9 protein-coding genes are annotated in these 12,504 nt (G+C 51.7%); 4 read left to right on the top strand and 5 right to left on the bottom strand.

Annotated elements, in window-relative coordinates:
• Positions 1-24: 24 nt before the first annotated feature.
• Genes PH7735_RS16130 through PH7735_RS16120 form a run of 3 tightly spaced genes read right to left on the bottom strand, consistent with a single transcriptional unit; the run spans position 25 to position 1,810 of the window.
• Complete coding sequence (locus PH7735_RS16130) at positions 25-234, bottom strand: hypothetical protein (RefSeq protein WP_058312451.1); 210 nt, start codon at positions 232-234, stop codon at positions 25-27.
• Positions 221-544: a hypothetical protein gene (locus PH7735_RS16125; RefSeq protein WP_058312450.1), complete on the bottom strand. Its 324-nt coding sequence runs from the start codon at positions 542-544 to the stop codon at positions 221-223. Before PH7735_RS16125 ends, PH7735_RS16130 begins: the two co-directional genes overlap by 14 nt.
• Before the next feature lie 12 nt (positions 545-556).
• Positions 557-1,810 (bottom strand): DUF2793 domain-containing protein, encoded by a 1,254-nt coding sequence (locus PH7735_RS16120; protein ID WP_058312449.1) that lies wholly within the window; start codon positions 1,808-1,810, stop codon positions 557-559.
• 222 nt (positions 1,811-2,032) lie between these two features.
• Between PH7735_RS16120 and PH7735_RS16115 the strand changes: the two genes are divergently transcribed.
• The 4 genes from PH7735_RS16115 (at position 2,033) to PH7735_RS16100 (ending at position 9,713) form a co-directional block, all read left to right on the top strand.
• Entirely contained in the window at positions 2,033-3,148 is a 1,116-nt protein-coding gene (locus PH7735_RS16115; RefSeq protein ID WP_058312448.1) for a hypothetical protein, read from the top strand.
• A gap of 153 nt (positions 3,149-3,301) precedes the next feature.
• Positions 3,302-3,904 carry a hypothetical protein gene (locus tag PH7735_RS16110; protein ID WP_058312447.1) on the top strand — a complete coding sequence of 201 codons (603 nt, stop codon included), beginning with the start codon at positions 3,302-3,304 and terminating at the stop codon, positions 3,902-3,904.
• Between the two features lie 8 nt (positions 3,905-3,912).
• Entirely contained in the window at positions 3,913-6,732 is a 2,820-nt protein-coding gene (locus PH7735_RS16105) for a glycosyltransferase (protein ID WP_145865353.1), read from the top strand.
• Positions 6,733-6,995: 263 nt separating this feature from the next.
• Entirely contained in the window at positions 6,996-9,713 is a 2,718-nt protein-coding gene (locus PH7735_RS16100) for a glycosyltransferase (protein WP_058312445.1), read from the top strand.
• 89 nt (positions 9,714-9,802) lie between these two features.
• Here the strand turns inward: PH7735_RS16100 and PH7735_RS16095 are convergent, their stop codons facing one another.
• A complete protein-coding gene (locus PH7735_RS16095; protein ID WP_058312444.1) occupies positions 9,803-10,816 on the bottom strand; it encodes a hypothetical protein in 1,014 nt (337 codons plus the stop codon).
• A gap of 39 nt (positions 10,817-10,855) precedes the next feature.
• Positions 10,856-12,499 carry a hypothetical protein gene (locus PH7735_RS16090; protein ID WP_058312443.1) on the bottom strand — a complete coding sequence of 548 codons (1,644 nt, stop codon included), beginning with the start codon at positions 12,497-12,499 and terminating at the stop codon, positions 10,856-10,858.
• Positions 12,500-12,504 lie beyond the last annotated feature (5 nt).

Here is a 12,504-nt window from a genome sequence, read left to right as displayed (position 1 = left end):
TTGGCGGTCTCGCGTTGTGTGGACCTAGCTTACGATTGTATCGCGGCACGATGCGCGCTTAGCTCGAATATCAATGGGCACTGAAACTCCTGTTTCAGCCTCTCGAAGTACATACCAATCGGTGCTCTCCAAATAAGCGCGCGCTTCTGCGTTGGTTTGCATTTGCTTTTGTTGACTGGCCAAGGATTGGGTTTCTTCCTCGGAAATCAACAAGCTCATATCAATGTTCGACATTCGGAGTCTCCTCAATCGCGTCATAAGGGGGCAAAGGAACTTCGCCGTCCTGGGTGATAATTGTTGCTGGTGAAAGTGTTTCAGCCGGCGCAGAAGCGCCGTGCGGCAAAAGCAGCGTCAGACAAAGCTCTCCGTTTTGGCGCAGAACATCCGACACAATCCACTCAGTTTGAATAGCGTGACAGGGAAGTGTTGCGCCTTCCGGGATTTGTGAAAAATCGAAAGGTTCTTCGTTAATGAACAGCGTATCACCTTCTTGTGCCAAGTGGAGTTGCGCGTCACACCGTTGTGGGGAAAGTCGAATTTTCATGAGGTACCTCTCTTAAAACCAACGCCCAATCCAAAGCTTGTCGTTGTCAATTTTGGTGATCGTTCCAACGAAAGCCGCTGCGGGAATTGCGATTGCGGCATTGTCGTTTGTGCAAATCTGGGTGCCATCCGCCCAGCGAGTGTATGTGCCATTTGTGTTGCTGCCATTCTCGATGACGGCACCGGTTGGCAGGCCAGCATTTTCGGATGTGACACCGACAATATTGCCCGAATGACAAACTTCGACCCAATCAAACCAATCAAGGTTTTTTCGCCGAAAATAGAGCCTGTCAGCGCTGCATGAGCCGAGCAATTGAATTGTTCGATTGGTTGTGACGGGAAGGTTAAGACCTACAAACGCGGCACCCGTCGATGGAGAGTTGGTCGGAACGTCGCCTACTGATGCATTTCCAAAGAAGTGGACAACGTTTTCGGTCGTGTCGAGATCATCCGATGAGGACACGAGTATCGGCCGTCGCCCCAACCCAAATGCACCCGGTTTTAGCAGTTTTAGAGGATCTGCATCTAGACTGTCTGCCTGAACCGAATTGCCCTCGATGGGTACATCGACAGTCAGTTCCGTTGCGCTCAATCGCATCGTGATGTCTGTTGCTGGCGTCCACGAGATATGGTCTTGCGTGGCATCAATCTCCATGGACTGTCGCCAACTAGTACCGTCGGGACTGACCTTGATTGAGAAGTTGTGACTGCCACTTAGGCCCATTTCCGCATGGCCAACCCAGTTCGATTGGAACAGAAGTGCCGCTGTGTCGGATTGTTGGGCCTTGTTGATTTTGACCTGATGCCCCGCTCCGTCGTTCGTGAATAAGGTGCTGTCGCCCTGAACCGAAAGAGGATTTGTGGGGTCAACCGGTGTGCCCACGCCGAGCTGACCGATTTCTATCGATTCAACACTGTCTGGCAAGGGGCCGATGCTTACCCAGGAATCGTTCGACCAGACACGCAACTCCTGTTCTTCTTGTCCCCAGGTCCGCCAGCCGCTTTGAGGCGGCTGGAATCTCCAGTTGGTGCCGCTCCACACCGCAATTTCCAGGGCATGCCCTGCCCAAACGCCTTCTGGATCAAGGCCCAAAGCATAGGAATCACCCACCTCTGGCAAGGGCGGAGGTGCATTTTCCGAAAACCGAATGACGCTTGCCTGAGTCAAGGCATCGAGATGCAGCAGGGCCTCATTATGCGTGACGTGCTTTTGTGCTTGCGATGGCAGCAATAAAGGAAGCTGTAGACGTGGCGACGTATCTGGCATGGCGCCCTCCTGAATTATTTGAGATGCCACACTCATATTTCATCAGGTCTCAAGGTGTGGTTAGACCAACGTTCGGTCGGGGTCGGCCAAGGTGGCGAGATCTTAGAAACGCGACTTAACGTTGCCGGTGCTGCAGAAGGTCACATTATTGGATTGAGTGTCCCTGACGAAATTCGGTAAGGTGAAGCACAGAAATAGAACAAATTCAGGCTGGGCGTTTCATTGCCAACGATTGACGATCCATTGATATGGCACCCCGATTCTTCTGTACCTTCGGATTTTCATGGATTTGTTCCGTTCTATTTCTGGCTTATTGAAAAGTGCCGTCCCGAAACCTCTGTTCATCTTGGTCTGAAAACGGGGTTGGCATTTGCTGCGGCTTGTCAGGCGTCAAAGAAGCAAGAGATTGGTCAAAAATGTCTCGGGTTTTCCCAAAGTCCTCTTGAGATGGTCGAAGGTTTCAGCGCCGAAAACGGTTTTGAAAATGCTCAACTCTCGGTCGCGTCCCCCAAAGAGGCACTCGCAACGATTTCTGATCAATCGGTTGATCTGATCTGCATGAACCTAAGCGATTTGTCCGATATTGGCAGTAGCTTGCATCGCGAGTTTTCACGCGTGTTATCTCCGCGGGCGGTTGTTGTTTTTTATGGTACCGAGCAGAGCTTTCTTAATCCCGAAATTGCAGGAATGGTTGCGTCGCACCCCTGCCTGAAACTCAAACAAGTCACCGTGTTGCGCGCTTTCGCGTGGGGGAAAGAGGCAAATTCCGATTTTATTGCGTTGACCCGACCCAAAGCCGACCTTGGACATGAAGCAATGGAATTGATTGAAGGGTTTGACCAACCGGCGACAGAAGGTTTGCTGGGCGGTGTTGAACTGCCGGCATTCGAAATTCCCGTTCCCAGACACGATGATGCGCAAACGCGCAATGAAAGCAAAGACCTGCATATGGCCCATATGGCAGGCAGGCTGCGTCGACAGGATCAGGAATTGCGCTCGGTTGCCCAACACGTAACCGCTCTTACCGAAGAGCGTGATCGCCTGTTGGTTTCGCAAGAAACTCGGTTCAAAGAACTCGTAATTCTCACACGGTTGCTCGAAGAGATGCGTCTGGTTCAGGACGACCTTGAGCAAGCAGAATCAGATATGGCAACGCTCAAAACACAAAACGATGCAGCGACGGCAAAGGTTGAAAAAGCGGACCTTCGGATCAACGAGCTGCTCGGGTTTATCGCTGATCAAGAAAATACAATAACCCAGCTTGGCATGGAAAATGACCAGCTTCGGATGTTGGCCGACTCATCACAACGCAAGGTTTTGCAAGAACCCGACGAGTGAAATTTTCCCGGTTGGCGGGCGCAAAAAGCGACGGTAAATTCGAAGACTGCGCTGATTTCGCCCCACAGAAGCGGTGTTTCAGCGCTGTTATTTGCCTCAAAAAATGGTATCAAATCGGCAGCTTCGATCACATACAAAGAACCTTATAACACCATGGCACAAATTTCCTCAGACACACCTCAAGCGACCCAGCCCACGCAGTCCGACGAAACTTCGGTATCGCAACCCAGAAGCCCTGCCGAGTTGCAGGTTATGGTGCGTCGCGAGATCGTTTCGCTGAATGCCGCCGTCCAAGAACGTCTGAACGAGATTGAGCGGCTTGCACGTTTGTTGGGGCAGGGTGGGGAAACAGCCTCAAAATCCGACGCCCAAATCGCGGAAGAGGTCGAGGCCAAATTGGCGGCGCAAAAGCGTCGTCACGCCATGCAACTCAACCTTTTGCACAAAATTTATGCGGGGCAGCCTAACAAGGCCGAAGCCATGGGGGTTGCCGCCGCAGATCAACTTGAAACCGTGCGGAATTCGGACGGGTTCGATGCCAAATGGTATCTCGACACATACGCAGACGTCGCGGCAACGGACATGACGCCGGCCGAACATTATGTCTCTGTTGGAGCCTTTGAGGGCCGCGATCCGGGACCTGATTTCGATACGCTGGGCTATTATTCGGCCAATCCGGATGTTGCAGAGGCCGGATGGCCTGCTCTGCTGCACTATGTGCTTTTTGGAAAAGATGAAAACCGGCCAATTGGGTGACGCATCCTGTGAACTCACCATCAGAGTCCTTTGATCCACGCGACGATTTCGATCCAGTTTGGTACCTGCGCGCCTATCCGGATATTCGTGCAGCCGGGGTAGATCCATGGGTCCACTATAGCCAGTCAGGAAAGCGGGAAGGGCGTCGCGGAACGGCGGTTCACGCCATTGAGCTCGAGCATCTTCTATGGCGTGGATTTGAAGGTTTCGCCGAGCCGGAGCTTCTCAAGCTGTTAAAATCGGATGATCCGGTTGAATCTGCAACCGCAGCTTGGGTTCTTGGCCGCTGGGAAGCGGATAAGGAAAATTGGCCGCGCGTCGATCAATTGATGCGTGATTTCCTAAGAAGTGTAGAAGGCAGAAAGGTCATCCGCCACCCCGGGCCGATCCTTTTGGGCATTCATGCGAACCTGAAATGCGGCAACCTGAAAAACGCCCAAAGCGTTTTGCGCGCTGGGATTGGAAGTTTTGGCCACAAAGCGGACTTTGATCTTTGCCAGATGTTGATCCGCAAGGCATCGGGGGCTGACGACAGCAAAATCTCGGAATTGTTGTCCGAAGTCTTCCTGTCGGAAGGATTAACCGGTGTCGTTCTCGATAGTCATTCGCAGGGTGTATTGTTTGATCGGCTCACAGTTGCCGACCCTGCTCCGGTCCCTCTCAATGATCCCGCGCAGCCTTTGGTCAGCGTCATTGTGCCGGTGTTCAATGGTGCATCGGTCTTGAAAAAGGCTCTGTCAGGGTTGGTAGGGCAGACATGGGGGGCGCTGGAAATACTTGTTGTGGACGACGGGTCCACTGATGATACATTGGCTGTTGCCAATGCATGCGCCCAAAAAGACGATCGGATTCGCGTTATTGCATTGGGCACAAACCAAGGGGCATATGCCGCTCGCAATGTCGGCTTTGCAGAGGCGTCTGGCGCGTTTGTGACGGTTCATGACGCTGACGACTGGTCCCACCCCTCAAAGATCGAGTTGCAAGCCAAAGCGCTAATTTCCAATGTTACTGCAAAGGCGTCTGTGTCTCACTGGGTCCGCATGGACCAAGATCTCGAGATGGCGCGCTGGCGTATCGAGGACGGCTGGGTCTATAGGAACATTTCCTCCCTCATGGTTCGGTCCGAGTTGCGTGACTTTTTAGGGTATTGGGATCGTGTGCGTGTAAACGCGGATACCGAGTATTATGAGAGAATTTTGGCTGCCTTTGGGCCGGGCTCTATCCTTGAGGTGAAGCCGGGTCTGCCTTTGTCTTTTGGTCGCACAGAACAGGGGTCGTTAACGCGTCAAAGCGCAACCCATTTGCGCACCCAGTTTAAAGGGTTACGCCTTGATTACATGAATGAAGCGAAGGCTTGGCATAAACGTGGGCTGTCCGATGATACCCTGTTTATGTCTCAATTTCCGGCCAGACGCCCTTTTTCGGCTCCGGAAAGAATGTCAGTCGGCGACTTGTGCCCGCCCGAGACGTCGCTTGACATAATAAGGGCTTCATCAAAATTCGATGCAGATTGGTATCGAGCCACTTACCTTGACGTGTTTTTTTCGGATTTGGATCCGGCAAGGCATTACCTTGAAATCGGTGCCGCAGCTGAATTGGACCCTGGTCCCTTTTTCAGCACGAGTGCCTATCGCTATTCCTGTTCTCTAGAGCGAGACCAGAACCCCTTGCTGCATTGGGAGGCACATGGTCGCCAAAAAGACGCGCCTGCATTGATCAGGTTTCAGGGCGACCTCCCTGACTCCGATGCCGCGGCGGAAGCCCGTGTTTTGATTTTTGCCCACCATGCCGGCCCCATGTTGTTTGGCGCAGAGCGGAGTTTGCTCGACATGCTGAGGCATGCCATCAAGCAAGGAAAAGCTCCGATTGTTGTGCTTCCTGCGTTGCGTGACACGGATTACTTCAAAGAGCTGTTGAAATTGTCCCATGCGATTGAAGTTGTTCCAATGCCTTGGCGTCACGGGCTGCGAAAACCTCATCCTGACACGGTTCAGGTGATCCAAGACCTCATTCGGAAATATGAAGTCAATGATGTTCTGGTAAACACATTGGTGCTGGATGCTCCACTTGTCGCAGCGCGCAATGAGGGATGCACTTCAACAGTTTTTGTGCGTGAACTTCCTGCATTTGATGCCACGTTGTGCCGTAACTTGGGGATGAGCCAAGAACGTCTTTATGAAGAGTTGTTGCAACAAGCCGACCATTTTCTTGTCGCTTCAAAAATTGTTGCTGATTGGTTGGACTGCCCCGAGCGCACAGAGTTGCGACCCAATGCGGTCGATGAAGAGCTGTTTGATCTTCCCTTCACGCCAGCAGATCCACTGTATGTTGCGATGATCAGCAGCAACATTGCGAAAAAGGGATTGAAGGATTTTCTTCTTGTTGCCGAGCACGTGAAGAACGCCGGACATCACGTTGTGTTCCGGTTCATCGGTCCCCCCAGCCAAGATTTGCACAATCTTCAACCGTTTCCGGGCAACGTAGAATTCAGAAACTATTCCGCCACACCTGCAGCTGCTCTGAAGCAGGCAGATATCGTAGTGAGTTTGTCGAAGTTTACAGAGTCCTTTGGCCGGACTGTGTCGGAAGCCATGGCCGCAGGGCGACCGGTCATTTGCTACAATCGTGGAGCTCCCGCCGAAAGGGTGGAAACAGATGTAACGGGATTTGTGGTCGAGGCGGATGATCCCCTTGCCGTTGCAAATGCGATTGTTGCGCTAGACCTGGATAGAGCATTGCTCGCAAAAATGAGCGACAACGCGCGCGTAAAAGCTAGGCACATTCAAGAACTTTCTACACGTGTTAAAGTCGCTCCAGATACCGTTTGAATAATTGAATGAGTGGTGAAATTTAATTTCCATCAACCCAAAACAATCACCCTAAGTTCCTGAAGTAAAATAACCTATTGGTTTTCTATGTCGTCCATGCGCGCAGCTTTCAAAGGGCCTTCGGATGAAGATCAAAGGCTGTCATCAAGGTATTTTACTGGTTGCGAGGGATGTTTAGAGGTCGATAGTCCTCTGTTAACCTGTTAAAATGGACGCATAAATTCGATGTGCCTTAATGCATGGGTGGGAGCCCGAATATCTCAATGAATATTGCAGCGACAATTGAGCTAATCAAAAAGTCACCTTACTTTAATTCTGACTGGTATCTTTCCAAATATCCCGATGTTGAAATGCTGGGGCTTGATCCTGTGCTTCACTATCTCAGATATGGCGCATTACTGGGCCGCCAACCAAGTGCCGAATTTGATGCAGAATACTACCTCGAAACCTACAAAGATGTGGCTGATGCGGGTTTGAACCCGCTGGTTCACTTTCTGAGATACGGTTTGTTGGAAGGGCGGTTTCCTTCCGAAAAACATGCAACGGAAAGTGTAACGCCACCAAAGGTTGTCAGTGGTCCTAAAAAGCAGCAACAACGCGCCAATCTTCCGGTGCGAGACATCGAAGCCAAACTTTGGGGAGGTTTCTCCGATCTGGCGTTGCTAGATCTTCTGGCCGTACTGGACTCAGACTCCTATGATAAAGCCTCAAAGGCACACGCCGCGTTTGTGTTGGGGCGCTGGCATGCGCTGAATGAAGAGTGGGAAGCAGCGATTGCGTCGCTGCGCGAAATCAGAAGATACGACATTCGCATTTACCGAAGCAAAAAATGCAAAGTGCTTTTGGTTCAATGCCTGATCAAAGCGGGGGACTATAAGCCGGCTTCTGAAGTCATCGATTTCGCACTGAACAAAGGGCCCGATGGCGACTTTGCGCTTGCGCAGTGCAATATGCTCCATGCGCAAAAGGGCGAAGCCGCAGCCGCGGATCGTCTGGAAAGCATCAACCAGATTTACAGAGCTTTCGACTTGTCCGAGGTTTCGCTTGAAGCTCCGGACAGAGGGTTCGTATTTGATAATTTCAAATACGATCTACCCCCGCAGAAGACCGTAGAAGGGCCTCTGGTTTCGATTCTTATGCCTGTTTATAAAGCAGGCGAGTTTATTGACGTCGCTCTGAAATCATTGCTTTCGCAAACCTGGCACAACCTCGAAATTATTGCAGTGGACGATTGCAGCCCGGATGACAGCTGGGACCGCCTTTCGGCATGGGCTGCGCGCGACAACCGCTTGAAGATTTTCAAGAACCCTCGCAACCTTGGGGCCTATCCAACACGAAATCAGGCTCTTGAGCTATCTATGGGTCAGTACATCACGGTCCACGACAGTGATGACTGGTCACATCCCCAGATGATCGAGATGCAAATGAAAGAGTTGCTTGCCGATGATCGGTTAAAGGTAACTTGTTCGTCTATGGCTCGAGTCTATCCTGACATGGACTTTATCTTGCGACCACAGCGGGGCAATCTGGAATACGTGCACCGCAGCTATCCTTCCGTGATGTTGGCACGGTCCGACCTCGAGCGTTTGGGCCGTTGGGACGGCGTATCTGCAAACGCTGATGACGAGTTTGTGCAACGCGCCAGAGTCGCGTGGGGGCAGGACGCCGTCAAAGATATCATGCCAGCTGTGCCGTTTTCCTTCTTTCTGGTGCATGAGAATTCTCTCACCCAGCAAAAGGGCACAAATCTGAACAGTTTGACCTTTGGTATCCGGAAAGAGTACGCCCGTTCGGCCGCACATTGGCGGAAGAAACGCGCGGAACAAGATCTTCCTGAGCTGACGTTGGCACGGACAGACAACAAGACACCATTTCCAATTCCCATGGGCCTTGCCCCCAAGGATTGGGAAAAGAACACGCAATATGACATTGTCCTGATAACGGATATGAGCCTGCTGGGTGGGACACGCAGATGTAATGAATCCTACATTAAGGCAGCGGTTGATCTTGGACTGCGCGTCGGGCTTTTCCACTGGCCGCGATATGATTTGCGTCTGGCCGAAGTTGCTGATGAGTATCTCGAACTCGCTTACAACAAAAATGTGGATATCCTCGTTAGGGAAGACAAGGTCAGCTGTAAACATGTGCTGATCCACCATCCGCCCATTTTGAAATACCGGATTGATGCGGTGCCCGAGATCGAAACCCAGGGTGTTTCGATATTGATCAACCAATCTCCGATGCAGCTCTATAGCCAAGCCCCCTTCTACTATGATCCCGCCGAGGTCGAGACGCTCTGCAAAGAGCTGTTTGAAAAGACACCAACGTGGATTCCAATCGCGCCACGGGTGACCAGAATTCTTGAAGAGGTCGGCGGCTATGACCCCGTCCTGAAAGAGATCTGGTCGCCGCCGTTTCATGGGGCGCTACCGGATGAACCACCTGCTGTGCCCGCGGATCTGGGCGCGCAACGCCCTATCGTCTTGGGCCGGCATGCGCGCAATCACTGGACCAAATGGCCCGGCACACCCGAGGCCCTTCGGGACGCCTATTGTGCCGATCGCGCGAATATCTCGGTCAAGCTTTTGGGCGGTGCGGAAACACCAAAGAAAATGCTGGAAACCCTTCCTGATAACTGGGAAGTGCTCGAGTTTGACTCTGTGCAGGTGAAGGACTTTGTCGACGGTCTCGACTTCTTCCTGCACTATATCAACGAAGACTATATCGAGGAATTCGGGCGCAACATCATGGAAGCAATGGCGGCAAGTCGCGTTGTTATCCTGCCGCATAGTTTCCGTGACACTTTCGGAGATGCGGCTGTTTATTGTGAACCCAAAGGCGTTTCCGAGATGGTAGAAAGCCTGTGGTCGAACCCAGACCTTTACAAAGCACAGGTACAAAAAGGGTTCGATTTCGTTATCAAAAACTGTTCGCAAGAAGTTGTCAAAGACCGGCTGCAACGCATGATCACAAGTGCATAAAGCCAGCCAAACGCCAAAAAACAACCGGCGCGGAATAATCTGCGCCGGTGTCGGTTACCAGGGAATTTCGAATGGTCGCGCCTATGCCGTCAGGGCATCATCGCCTTGTTTGCACGATGCGTGAAAATCCCCCAAATCGCCAATGCTTGCTGTCTGTTAACCGGTAAAATGGTTTCAACAGACGTAAGCGGGTCTGTCGGCGCAGGTTCGGCAAGAGATTTGTACGGCTGAAACGTGATGCCGTATTTGGACTTCAAAATGCGAAGATCATCTGACGCGGCCATCTCGGCTTTGCGTGCGGCGCTTTCAAACAGGATGGGTTTTTGGGTGGCGCCAACCTGCTTGGAAATACGTTGGATCTGGCGCCAGAAATGCTGTGATTGCGGACTGTCATAGCTTACGCCTTTACCGATGGCCTTCGGGCTCTGACGGGCGATGTCCAACACAAACATGGCTTCTGCGGGCAGGGATTCATTTGTCTTTGGCTCATCGAAGGCTGACGGATCAATGTTCACCAAATCCGAAATCTGATGAAGAAAATCGCTCAGAATACCGCCGCCGATCAATTGATCCCTTTCAAAAGGACGCACAATCGACTGCGCGTTCAGCGCCTTTTCATACTGTTCAATCGAGTGGGCGAAATCAGGTTTGAACTGTTCGGGTGGAACAATCCCTCCAGCAGATTTCACGTGTTCCTGCATCCGGGAAAGATAATAGGCAGAGGGTTCTCTCACGTAGCTCACAACGCGAATGTCCTGAGACAAGCTGCGCAGGTACTTCCGCAACTCGCTCAACAAAGGTGCGCGCACATCGAAGGACTGAGAATTGGTAAGTTCCTCGCACGACAAGAGGACGTGCTTGCCAGGGTTCGCCGCAACAATCTGTTTGACGTCATTCAGCTTCTTTTTGATGGCTGAATTTATCTTAAGCTCGGGTGCGCCGGGTTTGGACAGAAAGGCTTTTAGATACCGTTGTTTGAAGTCAGAATCGACAATCGGATAAAGAAGACCTTTGTCCGAGAATGCGTCACGATTGTCCGAAAAGACACGTTGCAGGCTGGTTGTTGCCGTTTTGGGAAACCCGATGTGAAGGATGACGGTCATGCGCGGCCTCTTGGTCGTATTCTAATTTCGGTTTGGCGGCTAATGAGAGGTTAGCACACTTTCGGCAAAGTCTTGGAGTAGGTCTTCCTGATCGCAATCCTTTTTGACGCGCAGTGCGCACAATCCGTCAATGCGGGGACCAAAGTCAAAATACTTCATCAACGTCTCATGGGCCGTTCCATTTCTATGAAGGCCACGCAGAATGACAACGGATTCTGAAGGGCGTCCAAGCAAACTCAGGCGCATCGCAGTATGAAGACAGCATGAGAGCGCGAATGGGCCATTTACAAAGACCAGAGACGGGCTGGTGGCCCCTTTGGGGCGTACATGCCAAGGAAGGGTACAGTAGCGGGGCCAAGACGGGCAGGACTTGAGGTGGACCGGAAAACCGGCTTCGTCCACTTTGCCAATGTCTGCATGCAGGAACTGAACCTGCTCGCAATCTTCGGCTACCTTTTCAAGGTGTTGTTCCAAAAAGCGATCAATGCGGGATTTGTCGCTATCAACACTCGTGATGTGCTTGAAGCCAACTGCCTTGGCGATGCGGTAAGATCCGCCGCTGCCATATTCCAAATACCATTCTGGTTTGACGCTTTCGAGAATTTCGCGGAACCCAACGCGTTCTCGATCCGAAAAAGCGACTCGCCCGGAAAACTTTTCCTGCTTGCTGGCGATTTCATCGGCGATCACAGCCTGAACTGATTTGGGGTGTGTCACCTGATGCGCGGTAAAGCTGTCCGGCAATGTTTTGCTCAGGTCATCGCTGGCAAAAAGCTCGGCGTTTGATTTCTCCGAGCGCAAAAGATGATGTGCGACCGAGGTCAACGCGTCGCGATCGACCAAAGAGTGGCCCCCGACCCAATCCCCCATCGCACACACAACATTTGGCGTGATCTGGTTGATGCCGATCTTAAGCGGCTCCATCTTGGGATTGATCGCTTCACAGAACGGCAAGGCGTGATCCACAACGTGCTGGGTGTCCTCTAGGTTCTGCATATAGAAGACATAATTGCTGTTACCGCCGCCCTCATAAAGCTTGGTCAGATCAAATGCGCGTTCTTCTGAAAGCTTGGGGTTAAGCTGGGCAAAGCCTTTGACGCCAAAGCAAAACTTGGCGAAATTGTCGATACGTTCTTGTTTGAAAAAACGTTCGATACTGGTTTGCGGATTCCAAACAAGGGCAATCGACTCTGGCAATCGGTAGGTTGCGCGCAACGCCGTAAAACCGCCCTGGGATCCACCAAGCATGAGAATCCGTTTGTACCGTTTAATCTCGTCAATTTTGAGAAGGATTTGGTCAATGCGCGATGGCAGATCCAGAGCCGTATTGCCACAAAACCAACCCAAGACCATGCGATTGTGGCTGGCGAGGGTTGCGTCGCTGAAGAGAACGCGATCAACCGCCATGCCCAGATCAATATGAAGCCCTGAGAAAACCGGAAGCTTCAACCCGTTGACCAGCTCGGCCTTGATGGCGCCGTGGAAAAAAACAGCAAGGCGATCGCTCTCGGAATCCTGGTAGAAAAAGTCGATGATTTCGTCGCCATCGTGGATGCTGTGCAAGCCTGTTTCCAACGATGTGATCTTTAAAAAATCTTCGAAGCTTTGGTAGACTGTCGAACTGTCACCCCAAGACGACGTGTCTCGTCCGGTTCTGCGATTGGGTTGTTTATTCTGCAACATACTTG

It is taken from the genome of Shimia thalassica, from assembly GCF_001458215.1.
GTDB classification, from domain to species: domain Bacteria; phylum Pseudomonadota; class Alphaproteobacteria; order Rhodobacterales; family Rhodobacteraceae; genus Shimia; species Shimia thalassica.
The sequence above is the reverse complement of the archived record's forward strand: the minus strand, read 5'-3'. Positions and strand labels throughout refer to the sequence as shown.